General features: G+C 69.8%; 27 protein-coding genes. All 27 read right to left on the bottom strand.

What is annotated here, in order from left to right:
- Positions 1-33: 33 nt before the first annotated feature.
- Positions 34-1,251 (bottom strand): phage head morphogenesis protein, encoded by a 1,218-nt coding sequence (locus HBB12_RS06555; protein ID WP_236988603.1) that lies wholly within the window; start codon positions 1,249-1,251, stop codon positions 34-36.
- Entirely contained in the window at positions 1,244-1,993 is a 750-nt protein-coding gene (locus HBB12_RS06550) for a DNA-methyltransferase (protein ID WP_236988602.1), read from the bottom strand. The genes HBB12_RS06555 and HBB12_RS06550 overlap by 8 nt, the downstream gene beginning before the upstream one ends.
- 242 nt (positions 1,994-2,235) lie before the next feature.
- Complete coding sequence (locus tag HBB12_RS06545; RefSeq protein WP_236988601.1) at positions 2,236-3,858, bottom strand: DUF935 domain-containing protein; 1,623 nt, start codon at positions 3,856-3,858, stop codon at positions 2,236-2,238.
- A gap of 2 nt (positions 3,859-3,860) precedes the next feature.
- Entirely contained in the window at positions 3,861-4,160 is a 300-nt protein-coding gene (locus tag HBB12_RS06540) for a hypothetical protein (RefSeq protein ID WP_236988600.1), read from the bottom strand.
- Positions 4,154-5,812 carry a hypothetical protein gene (locus HBB12_RS06535; RefSeq protein WP_236988599.1) on the bottom strand — a complete coding sequence of 553 codons (1,659 nt, stop codon included), beginning with the start codon at positions 5,810-5,812 and terminating at the stop codon, positions 4,154-4,156. Before HBB12_RS06535 ends, HBB12_RS06540 begins: the two co-directional genes overlap by 7 nt.
- A complete protein-coding gene (locus HBB12_RS06530; RefSeq protein ID WP_236988598.1) occupies positions 5,809-6,492 on the bottom strand; it encodes a DUF3486 family protein in 684 nt (227 codons plus the stop codon). Before HBB12_RS06530 ends, HBB12_RS06535 begins: the two co-directional genes overlap by 4 nt.
- A gap of 1 nt (position 6,493) precedes the next feature.
- Complete coding sequence (locus HBB12_RS06525) at positions 6,494-6,844, bottom strand: hypothetical protein (RefSeq protein WP_236988597.1); 351 nt, start codon at positions 6,842-6,844, stop codon at positions 6,494-6,496.
- Between the two features lie 55 nt (positions 6,845-6,899).
- Positions 6,900-7,205, bottom strand: a complete 306-nt coding sequence (locus HBB12_RS06520) for a VpaChn25_0724 family phage protein (RefSeq protein ID WP_236988596.1) — start codon at positions 7,203-7,205, stop codon at positions 6,900-6,902.
- On the bottom strand, positions 7,202-7,600 hold the full coding sequence (locus HBB12_RS06515; RefSeq protein WP_236988595.1) for a DUF2730 family protein: 399 nt from the start codon (positions 7,598-7,600) through the stop codon (positions 7,202-7,204). The genes HBB12_RS06520 and HBB12_RS06515 overlap by 4 nt, the downstream gene beginning before the upstream one ends.
- Positions 7,597-7,959 (bottom strand): hypothetical protein, encoded by a 363-nt coding sequence (locus tag HBB12_RS06510; protein ID WP_236988594.1) that lies wholly within the window; start codon positions 7,957-7,959, stop codon positions 7,597-7,599. The genes HBB12_RS06515 and HBB12_RS06510 overlap by 4 nt, the downstream gene beginning before the upstream one ends.
- Before the next feature lies 1 nt (position 7,960).
- Positions 7,961-8,431, bottom strand: coding sequence for a hypothetical protein (locus tag HBB12_RS06505; protein ID WP_236988593.1), 471 nt, complete (start codon positions 8,429-8,431; stop codon positions 7,961-7,963).
- Positions 8,432-8,469: 38 nt separating this feature from the next.
- Positions 8,470-8,781, bottom strand: coding sequence for a hypothetical protein (locus tag HBB12_RS06500; protein WP_236988592.1), 312 nt, complete (start codon positions 8,779-8,781; stop codon positions 8,470-8,472).
- 4 nt (positions 8,782-8,785) lie between these two features.
- The gene (locus tag HBB12_RS06495) at positions 8,786-9,037 is read right to left on the bottom strand and encodes a hypothetical protein (protein WP_236988591.1); all 252 of its coding nucleotides are present in this window, start codon (positions 9,035-9,037) and stop codon (positions 8,786-8,788) included.
- Between the two features lie 24 nt (positions 9,038-9,061).
- Complete coding sequence (locus HBB12_RS06490; protein ID WP_236988590.1) at positions 9,062-9,847, bottom strand: glycoside hydrolase family protein; 786 nt, start codon at positions 9,845-9,847, stop codon at positions 9,062-9,064.
- 87 nt (positions 9,848-9,934) lie between these two features.
- Complete coding sequence (locus HBB12_RS06485) at positions 9,935-10,339, bottom strand: transposase (RefSeq protein WP_236988589.1); 405 nt, start codon at positions 10,337-10,339, stop codon at positions 9,935-9,937.
- On the bottom strand, positions 10,339-10,800 hold the full coding sequence (locus HBB12_RS06480; protein ID WP_236988588.1) for an ASCH domain-containing protein: 462 nt from the start codon (positions 10,798-10,800) through the stop codon (positions 10,339-10,341). The genes HBB12_RS06485 and HBB12_RS06480 overlap by 1 nt, the downstream gene beginning before the upstream one ends.
- Positions 10,800-11,174: a helix-turn-helix domain-containing protein gene (locus tag HBB12_RS06475; RefSeq protein ID WP_236988587.1), complete on the bottom strand. Its 375-nt coding sequence runs from the start codon at positions 11,172-11,174 to the stop codon at positions 10,800-10,802. Before HBB12_RS06475 ends, HBB12_RS06480 begins: the two co-directional genes overlap by 1 nt.
- Positions 11,167-11,883, bottom strand: coding sequence for a regulatory protein GemA (locus HBB12_RS06470; protein WP_236988586.1), 717 nt, complete (start codon positions 11,881-11,883; stop codon positions 11,167-11,169). Before HBB12_RS06470 ends, HBB12_RS06475 begins: the two co-directional genes overlap by 8 nt.
- Positions 11,880-12,224, bottom strand: coding sequence for a LexA family protein (locus HBB12_RS06465; RefSeq protein ID WP_236988585.1), 345 nt, complete (start codon positions 12,222-12,224; stop codon positions 11,880-11,882). Before HBB12_RS06465 ends, HBB12_RS06470 begins: the two co-directional genes overlap by 4 nt.
- Positions 12,221-12,448, bottom strand: coding sequence for a hypothetical protein (locus HBB12_RS06460; protein WP_236988584.1), 228 nt, complete (start codon positions 12,446-12,448; stop codon positions 12,221-12,223). Before HBB12_RS06460 ends, HBB12_RS06465 begins: the two co-directional genes overlap by 4 nt.
- Positions 12,445-12,726 (bottom strand): host nuclease inhibitor protein, encoded by a 282-nt coding sequence (locus HBB12_RS06455; protein ID WP_236988583.1) that lies wholly within the window; start codon positions 12,724-12,726, stop codon positions 12,445-12,447. Before HBB12_RS06455 ends, HBB12_RS06460 begins: the two co-directional genes overlap by 4 nt.
- A complete protein-coding gene (locus HBB12_RS06450) occupies positions 12,726-12,938 on the bottom strand; it encodes a hypothetical protein (protein WP_236988582.1) in 213 nt (70 codons plus the stop codon). The genes HBB12_RS06455 and HBB12_RS06450 overlap by 1 nt, the downstream gene beginning before the upstream one ends.
- Positions 12,939-12,994: 56 nt before the next feature.
- A complete protein-coding gene (locus tag HBB12_RS06445; protein ID WP_236988581.1) occupies positions 12,995-13,576 on the bottom strand; it encodes a helix-turn-helix domain-containing protein in 582 nt (193 codons plus the stop codon).
- Positions 13,573-13,908, bottom strand: a complete 336-nt coding sequence (locus tag HBB12_RS06440) for a hypothetical protein (protein WP_236988580.1) — start codon at positions 13,906-13,908, stop codon at positions 13,573-13,575. The genes HBB12_RS06445 and HBB12_RS06440 overlap by 4 nt, the downstream gene beginning before the upstream one ends.
- A gap of 2 nt (positions 13,909-13,910) precedes the next feature.
- Positions 13,911-14,288: a transcriptional regulator gene (locus tag HBB12_RS06435; protein ID WP_236988579.1), complete on the bottom strand. Its 378-nt coding sequence runs from the start codon at positions 14,286-14,288 to the stop codon at positions 13,911-13,913.
- Positions 14,285-14,899 carry a hypothetical protein gene (locus HBB12_RS06430; protein ID WP_236988578.1) on the bottom strand — a complete coding sequence of 205 codons (615 nt, stop codon included), beginning with the start codon at positions 14,897-14,899 and terminating at the stop codon, positions 14,285-14,287. The genes HBB12_RS06435 and HBB12_RS06430 overlap by 4 nt, the downstream gene beginning before the upstream one ends.
- Positions 14,899-15,606 carry an AAA family ATPase gene (locus HBB12_RS06425; RefSeq protein WP_236988577.1) on the bottom strand — a complete coding sequence of 236 codons (708 nt, stop codon included), beginning with the start codon at positions 15,604-15,606 and terminating at the stop codon, positions 14,899-14,901. The genes HBB12_RS06430 and HBB12_RS06425 overlap by 1 nt, the downstream gene beginning before the upstream one ends.
- Between the last annotated feature and the right edge of the window lie 45 nt (positions 15,607-15,651).

The raw sequence follows: 15,651 nt of genomic DNA, 5'->3' as shown, positions 1-15,651 counted from the left end.
GTCGGCGCGGGGACGTGGCGCCCCCGGGGCCATCTACTCATCCCCTTTGTTCTTCGCCCTCCTTGCGAGGGCATCGGCCAGCGCCCTCTGCTTCACGGCGTGGAGGCTCGACAGGATGTAGTGCCGGCCGCCATCGGCCGCCTTCACGACGGCTTGCCACCAGCCGTCCCCCAGCTCAGCGAAGATCGAGCGATGCACCGGGCCCGGCCGGCCCTCGTCCACCATGGTTCCGGCGTCGATCACCGCCTGTACCTTCGCGAAGGTCTCGGGGCCGACCGCCCGGCTGCCTCCGTGCTTGGCCGTCTTTGCCCGCATCGTCGTGTTCGAGACCTCGACGATCCGCGCCACGCCGCCCAGCTCGGCCGCGAGTGCGGGCGGCGCGACCGCCACCGGCAGGAACACCAGCTCGGGCAGGGCCGAGATCACCCGCGGCGTCGGCGAGGCGGCGTTCTCCGTGATGACGCGCCGGGCCTCCGCCTCCCCGACCTCGGCCAGGCGCCGGTTCATCCGGGTGACAAGGGTGCGGGCCCGCGCCAGGCCCGGGTTGGTCTGCCAGCCCGGATCGATGCCCTCGGGCACCCACGTCACCTCGCCGGTGCGCTTGTTCACGAACGGCTTCATCTCCAGCGTCGGCGGCTCGATGCTGTAGCCGTCCTGGCCGAGCTTCTGATCACGCTCGAACCGCGAGATCTGGCGCACCGCGCATTTGCAGTGCCACCCGTTCGGCGGGAAGTGCGTGACCCACCACGGATCGTCCGCCGGCAGGATGATGCCCGCCCAAGCGAGGTGCTGCACCCGCGGCTCGGCCGAGGCGGAGCGCACGTAGAGCAGGTACGGCAGCGCCCCCTTGGTGCGCTGGATGCGCTCCCACTGCCCGGCGGCGCGAGCCGAGCGCATGTTGCTGTTGAAGATGGTTTGAAGCCGGCCGGGCGCGGTGAAGTTCACCATCGCGTCGGGCCGCTCGCCGGTCGGATCGGCGACCCGGCGGGGCCGGGCCCAGCCCAACCGCTCCAGTTCGGGCAGGAGGCCGGCGCGCCAGGTCTCGAAGCCCTGGCCCGCGTCGATCGCCTTCGCGATGCTGTCGCGGAAGGCGGTCAGCAGCTCGAGGTCGACCGCCTTCGCGACCGTGAAGGCGTAGGCGTGCTCCTCGCCCCACACGTCGAGCCAGGAGAAGCCCGGTTTCAGGCCCTTCTCGGCGAAGTAGGTCGGGACCTCGGGCGGGACGCGGAAGCCGCGGCGGGGCTCAGCCATCCCGCACCCGCCGCGCTCGCTGGCCCGTCGCCTCCGACCAACGCTTCACCACCACATCGCAATAGGCCGGGTTCAGCTCGATCGCGTAGCAGACCCGGCCGGTCTCCTCGGCCGCCATGAGCGTCGTGCCCGAACCCACGAACGGATCGTACACGCCCTCTCCCGGTTGCGTGTGGTTGAGGATCGGCCGCCGCATGATCTCGATCGGCTTCTGGGTGCCATGCCCGCTCTGCGACCGCCGGTGGACCACCTGCCAGACGGTCGTCTGGCACCGGTCACCAGCCCAGCTCGCGGTGCGCCCGCGCCGCACGGCATACCAGCAGGGCTCATGCCGCCAGTGATAGTGCCCGCGGCTGATGATCAGCCGCCCCTTGTCCCAGATGATCTGGCCGCGGATGCTGAAGCCGGCGCGCTTCAAGCCGCCCTCGACGATCGAGCCCGACAATGCGCCGTGCCACACATAGGCGACGTCGCCCGGGAAGAGCGCCCATGCCTGGGTCCAGTCGGCGCGGTCGTCGTTCAGGACCGCACCGATCGCTCGGGCGCCTCCAATTTTCTCGGCGCGCCATTGCGGCTCGTAGTTCACGCCATAGGGCGGGTCGGCCACCATGAGGTTTGGGCGGGCGCCGCCGAGGGCACAGGCAACATCCTCCGCATTCGTCGCGTCGCCGCACACAAGACGATGTTTACCAAGCAACCAAACATCACCGGCCTGAGTGGCCGGCACAAAAGACTTTTCCATCGTTAGGGGGGACCTTACCCCCGCCGCAGCAGCGGTGGCGGGATGACCGGATGACCGGCCGGCTTCGGTCGTGCGAGGGGCGACCTCGCGGTTCAGGGTGCTTCCAACACCCTGACCCCCGCCTGTCAGGCCGGGGGATCGATGCCACCGGCGAGGCCGGTGGGGCTGTAGCCGTGTCGAGACTGCCGTGACGGTCGGCACCGTGCCGGCGCGTATGCGGAGAACCATGGGCGCTCCGCTCCTCAGTCGGTCACGTCGCCGAGGCCGCGGGCGATGGCGGTCGCCCGCGCCAGGCGCTCGCGCAAGGGGCCGCTGTCGATGCGCAGCCGATCGAGCCCGCGCAGCACGTCGTCGAAGCTCCGGGCGCCGGCCGCCAGGGCGAAGACGCCCTCCAGCAGCGGGTCGGTGATCGCCTCCCAATCCTGGAGCTGGTCGTCCTGGAGTTCGTCGATCGCGTCGCGATGCGGATCGCCGGCCGCGAGCCGGGCCGTAGCGCAGCCCGTGCAGCGGCAGCCGCCGGGATGCCCGGGCCGCAGCGACAGGGTTTCCGGTGCCGGCGCGGGTCCCGGTGCAGGTTCCGGCGCTGGGGCAGGCGGCTCGGCCGTCGGTGCAGCAGCGCGCGGCGCAGCCAGCAGCTCCTCACCCTTCTCCGGTTCGGACAAGGCCAGCTTCTCGCGCATCTGGCGCTGCGACACGCGCAGGCCGAGCGGCACCAGCTTCGCCACCCCCTCGGTGATCGCCTTGATGTCCTCCGGCTCCGCGACCGGGAAATCCACCTGCGGGTAGACGTCCTGCGGGCCGAAGTTCATCGCCACGAACCACGGGATCAGGTCGCGGTTGATCGTGCCGGCGGTCTGCTGGCCGTCGGCCCGCTTGATGTCGATGCGGACCTCGTTGTGGATCTTGGCCTGGCCGAGGCTCGATCCCTCGTCGGCCGTCATGGTCTGGCCGAGCACCACCTTCGACACCTGGCGGTCGAGGTAGGCCAAGAGGTTCCCGAACACAGCCTCGCCGTGGTTGCCCTGCACGGCCTGGAATTCCATGTTCATGCCCTGGGGCATGATCGCGGCGCCGTCGTTGGCGATCGAGCGCACCGCCCAGAGCAGGGTCCGCTTGTCGTCCTCCGACGCCCCGGGCCCGTAGCGGCCGACCCGGAACGGGATGCCGTAGATCTCCGCGAAGGCGCTCCAGTCCTGGAGCGTGAACGACTGGACGATGAAGGCCCACGCCACCGTGCGCGCCAGCCCGCCGCGCAGGGGCAACCCCGAGAGGATCGACGGCGTGTGGGTGACGAACACGCCCGGCGGGATCGGGTCGCCGTCGAAGTTCGTGTCGCTGGCAAGCCGCAGGTCTTCGAGCGTGACCCGGTCGAACTGGAAGAACCGGGGGTCGCGGTGCTTGTAGCGCACCGGCCGGAGCATGCCTCGGTGATAGTCCCAGATCGGCTCGACGACGCTGTAGCCCTTGGCGACGCCGTCCTGGAGGTCGGAGCAGCCGGCGCGAAACCCCGGATCGTTCACCAGCTCGGTGACGGCGTCGACGATCCGCGCGTCCACGCCCTCGGGCGTGGTCACCTGCGGATCGACCGTGTCGAAGGCGAGCCGCCTCACCTGGAGCTGCGAGCGGTAGTGCATGTACCGCTCCTCCATCTCCATCGCGAGGGTGAGGTAGGCGCGGGACTGCCCGATATTGGCTTGGCGCATGATCGCAGCCAGGCGCTCCGGGGTGAGGCCGGAGGCGACGCCCTCGACGTGGACGCTGCGCACGCCCCAGGCGGTGGTGGGCGCGAATTCCTCGGTGAGCAGCGGGATCTCGACCGGGCGGCCGTCGGGGCCGAGGATCGTGGAGCGGCGGGTCGGCGCCATGACTACAAGGCCCTCGTGATGGCGTCCCGCTTCAGGCGGTCGAACAACCGGAACAGTGCCGTCATCGTCCGTGGGCGATCGTGCCGCCGGACCGGCCGGGGCAGCATCCAGCGCGGCGTGCGCCCGCGCTCCGACAGCCATTCCGGCGCCCGCTCGGTGACGGCGCGGAAATACGCCTGGCGGCGCTTCAGCGGGATGCGCTTCCAGTGATCCCAGCAGATCCAGTCCTGGCCGGGGCGGTCCGCGTGGCGCCACCGGCGGCAGAACGGGACGCAGCAGGCGAGGCGGTGCCTCCCTACCACAGCGCCCGCCCTCCGCCGTCGCGGTCGAGGTCGGCGAAGAGCGAGCCGGTCGGCGCAGCGGCGCTGGCCGGGGTGTAGCCGTACTCGGAAACCGGCATCAGCGAGGCGTAATGCGCCAGCGCGCCCGCAATCGCCGCGTCTCCATGGCGCTGCTTCGTCTTGCCCTCGGCAGCCCCCTCGCCCTTCTCGGTCGTGCGCGTCTTGGGCACCCGGGCGATGCCGTCGATCATCTTGATCAGCCGGAAGTCGCCGAGCACGTCGGGATGGGCCGGCAGCGCCATGCCCCGGCTCTCCAGCGTGTCCTTCAGCTTCGGCATGTTCTCGCGATACCACTCGATCGAGAACTTCACCTGGGCGATGACGTGCTCGCCGTAGCGCTGCGCCGCATACTCGGCCTGGGCGGCACCGTTGCCGCCGGCATCGAGCGCGCCGCCGCAGAAGCGCGGCAGGCGGTCGACGATCCAGAACAGGATCTGCTTCTGCTGGGCGAACGGGATGTTGCGCAGCTCCACCGTGAACGGCGTCTCGCGGTAGAGGGCTGCCACGATCTGCACCGGCCAGATCACGGAGAGGTCCGCCACGCGCCCGAAATCCTGCCCGAAGAAGCTCGGGTAGCGCGGGTCGAGCCGGGCGAGGTGCGGGCCGATCACGCTCTCGCACCAGGTGCGGGCCATCGCCTCGCGCTCGGCCTCCGGCCGGAACGCGAAGCTCGGCGGCATCTCCCACCGCAGGACTGGAATGTCGCGGCGCATGCACGCCTCGATCACCGCCGGCAGCAGCCAGAAGCCCATCCCTTCGCTGGGGATGCAGAACAGCTCCTCGTCGGCGCCGTCGCCGTAGATCGCGATGATCTTGGCGCGCCAGGCCGCCTCGCCCTCGGGCGTCCAGGCCTCGCCGGTGCGCAGGCAGACCCGGTGATAAAGCCCGTCGCGGAGCGCGTCGTCGAAGTCGACTTGGAAGATCGCATAAGGAAACCGGCCGGCGTAGACGTCCTGGCACAGGCGGTTGAAGGGGTTGTTCTCGCCGTTGTGCGACGAGATGATCAGCACCTTGCCGCCCCAGATCAGCAGCGCGAAAGCGGCCTTCAACAGGCCTTGAAGGTCGTCATGGAACGCCGCCTCGTCGACGATGACGTAGCCCTGCTTGCCGCGCAGCGAGCGCGGCCGGGACGACAGGGCGACGATCTCGAACCCGCTGGCGAAGGCGATGCGGAACGCCTGGATGCGACGGGTGTCGGACGGGTCGGCCTCGTTGACGTCGTCGAACAGGAACTCGCCGACCTCGCCCGCGGCCTGGGAGAACGCCTTCGCCCACATGCCGCAGACGTCGATGAATTCCCGGGCCATGTCGAGGTTGTAGCCAATGTAGAGCGTGTCCATGCCGCCGGCCGTGCGGGCGGCAGCCGAGGTCAGCACGCCATCGGCGCCGGCCGCCCAGGTCACGCCGGTGCGCCGCGACTTCGGGAGCACGGTGACCTGGTTGGTCGCCGTGGTCTCCAGGAGACGGCGCTGGTAGCCGAGCAGGATGCTGGGATCGGTGGCGTCGAGGCCGGGCGGCAGGCTCGCCAGGCTCTCCCGGCGAAGCTTGCGCCACTCGGCCTCGGTGATCGCCCGGCCGGTCCGGAGATCGGCGTCGCGGACGGGCGCGCTCACGTGGATGATCCCGGGACAGCAGGGGGGCCGGGCGTCGGCGCGGTCGGCAGCTTCAGTCCCAGGATCTTCTCCTTGATCCCGCGCACCGTCTCGCCGGACAGGCCCTTCTCCTTTGCCACCGTGTCGATCGCTTTCTCCGCCCCCTTCGCAAACTCGCGCTGGAGGACGATGCGGCGGTCCGCCGAGATCTTCTGGCCCTGGATCACGGCGAGGTGGGCCTTTGCCAACTCCATCGCTCCCTTGGGATCGATGGCGCCTTCGTTCTGCACGATCTCGAAGATCAGCAACTTGATGAACTCGCCCAGGACGACAGTGTGCTCATCGACCTTCTCGGCCGTGAATTGCGGCGCCAGGCCGGTGAAGATGTGCCGCGCCTCGTTGAGCCTGTTGCTCATGGCTGCGAGCTTCACGGACTTTCTGTTGAATGCCGACTTCGAAATCGGGTCGATGTCCTTGGCGGCGAGCCGATCGTTCAGCTCGGCCAGGATGTCGTTGGCGGTGCGCTCGCGCTTGTTCAGCTCGGCGACTGCCCACACGATGTCGTCCTGACCCTCCTCGGGGATCAGATCCATGCTGGAGAGACGGCCGCGCCCCTGCCGGCGCTCCGGGCCGCGGTCGGCCCGGGCCTCGGCCCGGTCGGCCGCGTCGAGCACGCGGTGATGGGGGATCTCCGGCCGCATCTCAGACCTCCGCAGGGACGCAGGCGGGGGCCGTGCCTTCCCGGGTCAGCGCCTCGACGGCGCGTAGGCCGAGCGGCGTCACCGTGAAGACGATGATCCCCGGGGAGTAGCCCGGAACCGAGGGGACAGTGTTCGAGGTCGCACCCCGAAGGCCGAGGCATTCGAGCCCGGCCACGACTTCGGCCCGCGTCGCGGTCATGCCGAACACGCTGACAGCGACGTCCAGCAGCACCTCGGAATTGCCGCGCCGGTCCGGCAGGGCCGCAGCCGCCACCAGGAGCCCCGCCAGAAACTCCGGATCCAAGCCCTGCGCTTCGCGGGCGGGGACCGGGAGGCCCTGCGACCGCGCCATGGCGCGATCGGCGGCAGCGGCGACGGCGGAAGACGGAGGGGGGCGACGGCGCATCTCACACCCCCGCGGACGGGCGTGCGATGCCCTCGATCACGCGGCGGCGCAGCACATGGTCGATGCCGGTCGGCGAGATCACGGCGATCAGCACTGAACCGGCCTGCGTCAGGCTCACCGCGCCCAGCTCCTCCATTGCCCGCAGCTGCGTGCGCAGCCAGTCGCGCGAGCGGCTGTGGCCGAAAGCTTCGATCACGCGGTGAAGGATTGTTTCGTTAAGAGTGTAGTTCGTCTGCGCTGCCAGCTCCTTGAGCATGACGAGGCGGGCGTCCTCTTCCAGATGACGATTGAAGTCCGGCTTGCTCATGATCTCCCCTCGGCGCCCTTCGCGCTCGCGATGGCCTCTGCCGTGGACTTCATCAGGAAGTCCTCGATCCTCTCGACGCCCCGGCCGGTGGCCGCCACGTTGCTGACGAGCCCTTTGACCTCGCCCCGCATCTCGGCGACCGACAAGGCCACCGCGTTGACGCTGTCCTTCGTGGCGAGGCCGGCGACCGTCATGCGCACGTTGCGCAGATCGTGGTCGGCTTGGCGCTGTCGGCGCTCGACCTCGTCGAGGCGCGTCTTGACGTCGTCGAGCTTCACGTCCGCCGAGCGCGCCGGCTGGACCCTGCGCGGCACCAGCAGCGCCAGGGCGAACAGCGCCACGACGAAAAGGCCGACAGCGACGGAGATCCAGATATCCTCGATTGCTCCGGTCATGGCGCCCTCTCGATCGCGTCGGTGTCGATCGCGTCGGGGGGCACATGCCCCTCGCGCACCTGGCGCAGCAGGTCGATCGCCTTGCGGAGCTGAACGCGCATCAGGGCGACATGGGCCTGCACCTCGGCCATCTCAGCACGCAGCGCCTCTTCCCGCTTCGACAGCCGGTCGAGATGTTCCAGGAGGAGTTTCTGGAAATCGACCTGCTGCTGGGCGGTCGTTGTGCTGGTGAACAGGCCCTGGGTCTTGGCGAAGACGATCAGGGCGAGGACGAGACCGACGATCGCGGCAGCGATGTACGCACCGACCGGCCCCGTCGCCTCGACGATCCGAACGAGTGGGCCGATCAGCACCTCCACGTCAGACCACCTTCCGGGGCAGGCCGGCGATGAAGATGCTGCCGCACAAGGCGCCGAAGCCGACGATCGCGTAGGCGAGCACGCCCGTGGTCATCTCGACCCGGTAGAGGCTGCCCGAGACCGAAATCCAGATCCAGGCCGAGAGCAGGCTGGCGCCGACCCGGAGCGCGCGCCAGTGGGGCCGCAGGCAGCCCGCTGCGTGGGCCAGGGTGAGGAGCAGGAAGAACCCGATCCAGATCTCATCGCGCAGCCACTGCATGCCGACGAACTGTCCCCGGTCGAACATCTCCGGCTTGGCGATCATCATGCCGCCCCAGCCGGCCGCGAACAGGCACAAGCCCACGTCGAGCCCGGGCGCCGCCGGCCCGAACAGCCACTCCACGAACCTCACGAGGGGGGTCACCGCCCCTGCCGCCGTGCGCCTCACCAGCCCCTCCGTGAATTCGTCTTCCCGCAGAACAACAGCGCCCACGCCCAATCTCCCCGCACGGCCGATCGCGGCCGACCCCGTCACTCGGCTCTGCGCACTTTGATGAACTCGCCCGGGAACCGGACCCCGTCGCTGCCGGCCTCCGCCGCACTCACGGCGGCGTGCTCGAAGAAGGCATGGATCGGCGTCCGTCCTTCCTCGTTCCGCACTCGTTGCAACTCGACCAGCACCCCCCGAGCGAAGGCGTATTCGTCGGTGAAGGTCGGCGCGTCGCCATCGGCCAAGCCGGTCAGGGTCTCCGTTACGACCTGGCACAGGGCCGAGACGCCGATCCTGATGGTGACCACGCCACCGACGATGTCGGCCGTGAGGGGCAGATCCTTGTTCGCCATGGCGTCACCGCTTCCCGATGGTCTTAGTCGCCGCGATCCGGCCGATGATCACCATGACCGTGCCGGCGAGCGCGGCGGTCGCCGACACCCACGCGGTGGTCTGGTCGATCAGCACCGACTGAGTGGCGGCGTCGATCTGGTAGCCGGCGGCGGCGAGGCCGAGGCCCGCGAGGCCGATGCCGGCGCCGATGATGGTGCGGCTCGCCCACCACGGCTTCGTGTCGCCTCCGGCGAGGGACGCGTTGTCCTGATCCATGTCGTGCTCCTGCGGGATGCCGCGTCAGGCGGCGATGGGAAGATCGAGCGCCTGGCCGGCGAGCGGGTACATCGCGACCTGCGGGGCGGTGCCGGCGCGGACGAGGGCCGCGGCGATGGCGGCGCGGGTCGCGGGGCCGACGCGGCCGTCCGCGGTGAGGCCGGGCGTGGCGGCCTGGAAGCGCTCCACGGCCGCCTCCGTCTTCGGGCCGAAGTCGCCGTCGTCGTTCCCGGCCGGGAGGAAGCCCAGGCGCATCAGGTCGACCTGGAGCGCGCGCACGCCCTCTGGATGGACCGAGCCGCGGACGAGCACGACGCCGACCACCTCGTCCCCGTCGCTCGCGAGGGTGAGGCCGTACTGGCCGGCCTCGAACAGGGTGCGCTCCGCCGCCCGGCGGCGCACCAATCCCGTCATGACCTTGCCGTCAGCCTTGTTCCAGAGCGCGAAAGCGGCACCGGCATCGAGCCAGCGGCCGGCGTTGATGTGGCGCACGATGCTGGAGCTGGAGAAGTTTTTGGGGCCGATGTTGAAGATCAACGATGAGCACGCATCGAACTGATGCTGCTTCAAGGGTCGCTTCACGGCCTTTACGATCCAGGCCTCGAACGCTCGGAGGTCACTCGCCAGGATCTCGAACGCCTTGGTCCTGGTGATGACCATTCCCGGCGTGACCTTCGGATGGCCGGCCGCCGAGGTGTGGCCGATGCCGATGGTCCAGGGCGCGCCGCCGGTGGCGGGATCGGGATAGGCGCGGAGCACCACTGCCTCGAAGGAGGCGATGAACAGCTCTCCGTTGTCCGATGTCTGCATCCCCTCGGCTCCCGATCCCGGAATTCGAGAGCGACACTGCGCGCGCGCGCGCCAACAGGATCCGCTGAAGGAGTTCAGTGGGAGCGGCTACTCGTCGAAGAGGCTACCCTGATCCGGGTTAGGGGCGCGGCAGCCTTCGCGGCTGCGCAGGTTGTACACCGTGCGCTCGGTGACCCCGGCGGCGCGCGCAGCCTGCGCGACGCTGGCGCCCGCGTCCAGGGCCTCGCGCACGGCTCGGCGGGCATTCTGCGCCGAGCCTGTGAGGCCCAGTGGGATGTCGATGTTCTCGCCCGCGTAGAGCCGGGCGATCTCCTGCGCCGCCGCGAGGCCGACCAGCTCGGCCAGCCAGTGGCCCTCGGTCACCCGGTGGGGCACGTAGATGCGCGTGCCGCCCTTCGCCTGCGCGAGCTTGAGCGCCGCCGCGAGGCCGGCAGCGTCGGCGATCGAGCGCAGGATCGGAGGCAAGCGGAGCTTGCTGACGGATCTGGACATCAGGGAGCCAGTCCGGCCCGTTCAGGGAAGAGGTCCATTTGCCCCCCCCGGCGAGCGCCCTCGGGCGCCAGGTCCTCCGCGGCGATCGGCTCCCACCGGATCAGCACGCCGGAGAACAGCAGCACGCCCGGGTGCCGGCTGCGCCAGAACATCGTCATGGCGGCCCAGTCGCAGAACCCGTCGCTCCAGGCAAAGGCGTCGAGGTCGGCCGGGAGGACGTGCTTGACCTGGGGCAGGATCACGATCCCCGCGTCCAGGTCGATCTGGACGGGCCATACCGCCTCGCACAGCGGCGCCGCGATCAGGCGGCATTTCTTCGTCCGCATGCCCTGGTAGAGCTGCACCGCCTCGCCCGGGCGTGCATGGCGGACGCGGCCGGTGCGCTCCGCCCGGATGGTCTGACGCTTGTTGCCGGCCCGGATCGCCGGGACGAAGCGGCCTTGGAAGTTATAGGCGACCATCACGCCACCTCGCGCTGCGAGAGGGCATCGTCGAAGGCTCGGGCGCCTTCCCGGGACATGCACCAACCGAGGCCCCGGCGGTTCTCGATAACGTCAGACAGGCCGATCGCCGCGAGCCGCTGACGCATGCGGCTGAGGAGCGTGTCAACGACATTGTACTCCGGGGCGTCATTGAGGCCGTAGAGGGCGACCATGGCCCGATCTCGGGAGACCAGGTTCGGAGACGCCGATCGGATCGCCAGGAGGAGCCGCGCCTCGAACGTGGTCAGCCCCCACGCCTTCGGCAGGGCAATGACTGGCACGAGCTGCTGGCGGAGCTGCCGAACCTCCTCCTCCAGCTCCTCGATCCGATCCCGAAGCCGCGCCTCATTCATCGTCGCCTCCCGCCGCCTGCGCGGCCCGGATGACGACGCCGAGGGCATTCGAAACCCGGATGAGGTCGGCCATGGTCAGGTCGCGATCGGTGATCGACGCCAACCTGGAGCGGTCTCGGTGCAGCAGCTCGCCCGCGTATTCCCGCAGGCCGTCGTCACGAACCGGGAAGCCGTCGAGCACCGAAATCCCGTTGAGGGCCACGGCGCGCCGCCACTGCGCTACCAGCACCGCGCGGAGCTGCGGCAGCCCGGCAGAGGCTTTTCCGGTCGGCCAGTCGACGCCGGCAGCGCGCTCCAGCCACCCCTTCAAAGCCTCGATCACCATCTCGGCTTGGCCCAGGTCGATCAGGAACCGGGTGTGGGTGATGCCGCGGGCGCCGAACCGATCATCCATCCAGGCGTGGAGCGCGGCGTCGGACCGGTTGCGGATGACGCCGAGGTTCCAGCCGGCGATCCAGAGAGCCTGCAATTTGGGGGCGAATTTCCCTTCGGCCCGGTCATTCGAGGACGTTTGAAGCCCCCTTAAACGAGCGATGACGGCGTTCGCCTGCGGCTCGGTCAGGTCACTCGACGAGGCGACACCGACACCGGCGAGCAACCCGCGGTAGCTCGCATCGTCGAGGCTGGTGGCCCTGCGGATCGCGTGGATGGTCCGGCGCTGGTGGGCCTGGATCGGCCGCTCGGCCGTGGCGGCGCGACGGGCGGTCATGCGGCTCTCCCAAGGTATTCGGCGAGCGCCCGGGCGATGATGACCTCCGGGACCTCGTCGCGGGCGGCGGCGAGGGCCAAGAGTTGCGCATCGGCCTCCGGCTCGAGGTGGATGGTGTAGGTGTCGGCGCCGGCCGGGAGCCGAAGCCCTCGGTTCCGCTGCGGCTCGCGCACCACGAGCCCCTTGCGCGCCAGCTGGCGCACGACCCGGTGAGCGCTGCCCTTGGTACCTGCGACCGCGGTCAGCTCGTCGTAGGTCGGTGCCCGCCCGTGGGTCAGGATGTCCCGGCGGATGTGCTGGAGCACTCGCCGTTCGACGGGTGACAGGGTGACGGGGCTCATCGCGCACCTCCCCGCGGCACTGCCAGCCGGAGGCGGTCGTAGAGCGCATCCATGTCCCGGGCTCGCATGGCCTGGAACGCGAGCTGACGGGCGAGGCCGGCGACGATCGCGCTGACGGCCACGGTCAGGATGGAGAGGGTCGAGCCCGTGCCAGAGGCTTCGACGGCAAACCAGACGGCCGTCCCGGCAGCGGCCCACTCCAGGAAAGCGTAGGCGACGATCACAGCGGCAGCCCTCCCGTCGCAGTGGCGCCGACGCGATCGGCGAGGCGGCGGGCGACCTGGTCGCGGAACGAGCCCGCCGCCTCCAGCGCCTCCACATCGCTCGTCGCCTCCGGGATGCCCGGGACGAGCAGGTCACCGCCCGTGTAGGCGTGCCGCGCCACCACCTCGACGATGGAGCGCAGAGGCCGACCCGGGCCCGAGATCAGGGCCAGGGTGCCGCGCGGGGCGCGGCGGCCGATCCCGATGACGCCGCCGCGAGAGCAATAGACGACGGCCATCACAGCACCTCGTCGATCGAGAGGATGCGGAGCGATGTCTTCTCCACCATGAACAACGGGCCGTCGTCGGCCTCCAGGAGTACGTGCGTCTCAGACAGCTCCTTGATGACCATGCCGATGATGTCGCCGCCACCGTTCGGGTCGACGGCAGCGACCCGGACCGGCCTGGTGGCCGACAGGTCGAGGACGGACAGGGTGATGGCGTCGACCATCAACATCGGGGACCTCGGGGGCTGCTGGGGAAGCGGGGCGAGCTGCGAGAGGGCGGTCATCGCTGCCCCCGGGCGTCGGCGTATTCGCGGTAGATGCTGGCAAGGGCGTCGAAGTCGTCGTCCGCCCGGCGGCGGGCTCCGGCCTCCAGCTTGGTGTGCCGCGCGAGCGCGAGCGCCGACCGGCTCGCGAGGTAGCTGCGGACGGCATCGATCACGCGGAGCGTCCCCGGATCGTCCCGCGTCAGCACGAGAGGCGCAGACACGGTCACGGGTGCGGTCACAGGCGCGTCCGCGACTTCACGGAGGCCCGCGATGGCGCGGGTCTCGGCAATGTTGATGCGCTCTTCGAGGTCCAGCAGGCGGCACGCCAGGACGTGATCCCGTTCGGCGTCCTCGGTTACGGCACGGACCGCGTGCAGCACCGTCGTGTGGTCCCGGTTGAAATACCGCCCGATTGCAGAGAGACCCGGTCCGATCAGGCGGTGCGCCAAGTACATCGCGACTTGACGCGGCTTGACGTCTTCGTTCCTGCGGCGCGCGCCCCGCATCTCCGCCAGCGACGAGCCGTAATCCTCGGCGACGATCACGGCGATGTGTCGGATGGAAAGGTGCCGGGTGGTGAGGGGTTGGTCGCTCATCGCGCCACCCCAAGAGCGAGCGCCGTCGGCAGGCGCACCACGCGCCCCTCCAGATCGAGCCGGACGGCGAGGCGGGCGAGCTGGCGGCGCTCAACCGGGGTCAGTGGCCCTGCCGGAGCGTCGGGCTCCGGCAGGGGGATCGCGTGATGCTCCAGGAGGCCGGCGGCCTCCATGCGGGCACCCAGCTCCGCGAACGCCAGGATGGTGTCGGCAATGCCGTCCATGGCGGTCATGCACGCCACCTGATCGACGAATGTGCCGCCCTTTGCAGCCCCGTCCTCGAACAGGGCCAGAAGCCCTTCGAGCGCGGGCACGGGGTTGACGAGGTCCATGGTCATTCCCCTTTCAGTCGGGAGTGGGGGCAGCCGGAGCGGCAGGCGTGGAACATCGCCACGCGGTCGGATGAGGTCTGGGCGAAGGGCTTGGCCTGCCACGCCATGCAGACGTCGCGGCGCATCCGACCCTTGCGCGGGCAGATGACGTGCTGGCCGAGGAAGGCGCCGCGGGTGCGCTCGGCGATCTCGGCGACGTCGCCGGTATATTTGTTGGCGAGCGTGGCACTGACGGCGGAGGGCGAGTAGCCGATCAGGCGGGCCACCTCGCCCTGTGTCTTGTTCGTGCAGGCTTCCGCCAATGCGACCACCCAATCGGGCGGATCAGACCAGCTCTCGCGCACCCGGGCGAGGAAGTCGGTGCGAGGGCGGCCGTTCACGACTGCACCTCGCTCGCCTCAACGGGCCCGACGGCCTGGCCCGTGTTCTGGTCGAACACGATCTCGCCGCGCAGGATCACCGGCGGCAGCGGGCCAAGCCCCGCGCGAGCGCGCCAAAGGGCAGGCACGCCGGGCTTCCGCGGGCGGATACACCGCAGCAGGCCCGCGCGGGACAGGTGGGTGATGTAGGTCCGCGCCGTGAGGTGCTTGACCGTCAGGCTCTCGGTCGAGGCGTAGAAGGCGAGATCCTGGGCGGTCACGCCCTGGCGTCCCAGCGGCCCCCGCAGGACGTTCCACATCGCTGTGCGGACGCGCCCCTGCTCTCCCGGCGTGCCGTCTCGGCGCAGGCATGGGGTGGCGAGCTGGGTGCGCAGCAGCCGGTAGCGCCCCTCCCCGCTCTCGTCCGCTGCCGCGAACCCGCCCGCGACCAAGCGACCGACGAAATCACAGATGTCGCCACGGTTGACCGGCGCGGCGCATCGATCTGCGATCTCTCCGGTGGTCCAGACCTCGCCTCGCCGATGCAGAGAGAGGATCACCGACCAGTAATGGTCCTGGCCGCGCAGGACGACGCCGCCCGGCGGCACCTCGAAGCGGAGGTTGCGCGGCATCAGACGCCTCCCTGGGCGTAATCCGCCACCAACACCCGGTTAAGGTTACGGCTCCGGGCGAGGTTCGAGACCTTGTAGAGGGCGTTCGCCACGCGGCGGGTCGAGCCCTTCGCCTCGGCGACGATGTAGTCCAACAACTCGTAATCGAGGTCGATACCTGGCGCGATCATGCCGGCCAGCTCGCCGGCATCCTCTGCATCGCAGGGCAGCGCCTCGACACGCTCCAGCACGCGGCCGTCGCAGCGCTCATAGGCTTGGAGCTTGCTCTTCAGCTGCTCTTCGCCGACGAGGATGACCGGCGCCCGGGTCATTTCCTGGAGGTCGCGGGCCAGCTCGATCATCCGCTTGTCGATGAGCTTGTCCGCCTCGTCGATGATGACGGCGCGGCCGTAATCCATGCCGAGGAGGCCGATGATCTCGCGCATCATCGCCGAGATCGTGCCGCGCGGGCGCTGGCCCAGCTCCTCCAGGAAGGCGACGCAGAAATCCCGCCGCGTCCAGAACTCGCGAACCTCGATGTAGAGGCAGTTTTCCTCGTTCTGAGCGTAGGTGCTGGCGACCGTCTTGCCGTAGCCCGAACGGCCGTAGAACAGGCCGAAGCCCGCCGACTGCTCCGGACGCTGCCGAACCGTCTCGATCAGCGTCATCATCGCTGATACATTCTTAAGGATAGCGGTTGACCCGCCCTTGACCGGCGTCGAATGCATGTTCATTGACGCCTCACTGAACTTCCTGTCGATGGCCCTGGATCA

The sequence above is a fragment of the Methylobacterium sp. SyP6R genome (genome assembly GCF_019216885.1).
In the GTDB taxonomy this organism is placed as follows: Bacteria; Pseudomonadota; Alphaproteobacteria; order Rhizobiales; family Beijerinckiaceae; genus Methylobacterium.
This window is presented reverse-complemented; position numbering and strand designations above follow the sequence as displayed.

Excerpts from the sequence above, each read along its gene's own strand:
- HBB12_RS06555 (WP_236988603.1), bottom strand. The coding sequence starts at position 1,251 with ATGGCTGAGCCCCGCCGCGGCTTCCGCGTCCCGCCCGAGGTCCCGACC.
- HBB12_RS06550 (WP_236988602.1), bottom strand. The coding sequence starts at position 1,993 with ATGGAAAAGTCTTTTGTGCCGGCCACTCAGGCCGGTGATGTTTGGTTG.
- HBB12_RS06545 (WP_236988601.1), bottom strand. The coding sequence starts at position 3,858 with ATGGCGCCGACCCGCCGCTCCACGATCCTCGGCCCCGACGGCCGCCCG.
- HBB12_RS06530 (WP_236988598.1), bottom strand. The coding sequence starts at position 6,492 with ATGCGGCCGGAGATCCCCCATCACCGCGTGCTCGACGCGGCCGACCGG.
- HBB12_RS06525 (WP_236988597.1), bottom strand. The coding sequence starts at position 6,844 with ATGGCGCGGTCGCAGGGCCTCCCGGTCCCCGCCCGCGAAGCGCAGGGC.
- HBB12_RS06520 (WP_236988596.1), bottom strand. The coding sequence starts at position 7,205 with ATGAGCAAGCCGGACTTCAATCGTCATCTGGAAGAGGACGCCCGCCTC.
- HBB12_RS06515 (WP_236988595.1), bottom strand. The coding sequence starts at position 7,600 with ATGACCGGAGCAATCGAGGATATCTGGATCTCCGTCGCTGTCGGCCTT.
- HBB12_RS06500 (WP_236988592.1), bottom strand. The coding sequence starts at position 8,781 with ATGGCGAACAAGGATCTGCCCCTCACGGCCGACATCGTCGGTGGCGTG.
- HBB12_RS06495 (WP_236988591.1), bottom strand. The coding sequence starts at position 9,037 with ATGGATCAGGACAACGCGTCCCTCGCCGGAGGCGACACGAAGCCGTGG.
- HBB12_RS06490 (WP_236988590.1), bottom strand. The coding sequence starts at position 9,847 with ATGCAGACATCGGACAACGGAGAGCTGTTCATCGCCTCCTTCGAGGCA.
- HBB12_RS06485 (WP_236988589.1), bottom strand. The coding sequence starts at position 10,339 with ATGTCCAGATCCGTCAGCAAGCTCCGCTTGCCTCCGATCCTGCGCTCG.
- HBB12_RS06480 (WP_236988588.1), bottom strand. The coding sequence starts at position 10,800 with ATGGTCGCCTATAACTTCCAAGGCCGCTTCGTCCCGGCGATCCGGGCC.
- HBB12_RS06475 (WP_236988587.1), bottom strand. The coding sequence starts at position 11,174 with ATGAATGAGGCGCGGCTTCGGGATCGGATCGAGGAGCTGGAGGAGGAG.
- HBB12_RS06470 (WP_236988586.1), bottom strand. The coding sequence starts at position 11,883 with ATGACCGCCCGTCGCGCCGCCACGGCCGAGCGGCCGATCCAGGCCCAC.
- HBB12_RS06465 (WP_236988585.1), bottom strand. The coding sequence starts at position 12,224 with ATGAGCCCCGTCACCCTGTCACCCGTCGAACGGCGAGTGCTCCAGCAC.
- HBB12_RS06455 (WP_236988583.1), bottom strand. The coding sequence starts at position 12,726 with ATGGCCGTCGTCTATTGCTCTCGCGGCGGCGTCATCGGGATCGGCCGC.
- HBB12_RS06450 (WP_236988582.1), bottom strand. The coding sequence starts at position 12,938 with ATGGTCGACGCCATCACCCTGTCCGTCCTCGACCTGTCGGCCACCAGG.
- HBB12_RS06445 (WP_236988581.1), bottom strand. The coding sequence starts at position 13,576 with ATGAGCGACCAACCCCTCACCACCCGGCACCTTTCCATCCGACACATC.
- HBB12_RS06440 (WP_236988580.1), bottom strand. The coding sequence starts at position 13,908 with ATGGACCTCGTCAACCCCGTGCCCGCGCTCGAAGGGCTTCTGGCCCTG.
- HBB12_RS06430 (WP_236988578.1), bottom strand. The coding sequence starts at position 14,899 with ATGCCGCGCAACCTCCGCTTCGAGGTGCCGCCGGGCGGCGTCGTCCTG.
- HBB12_RS06425 (WP_236988577.1), bottom strand. The coding sequence starts at position 15,606 with ATGCATTCGACGCCGGTCAAGGGCGGGTCAACCGCTATCCTTAAGAAT.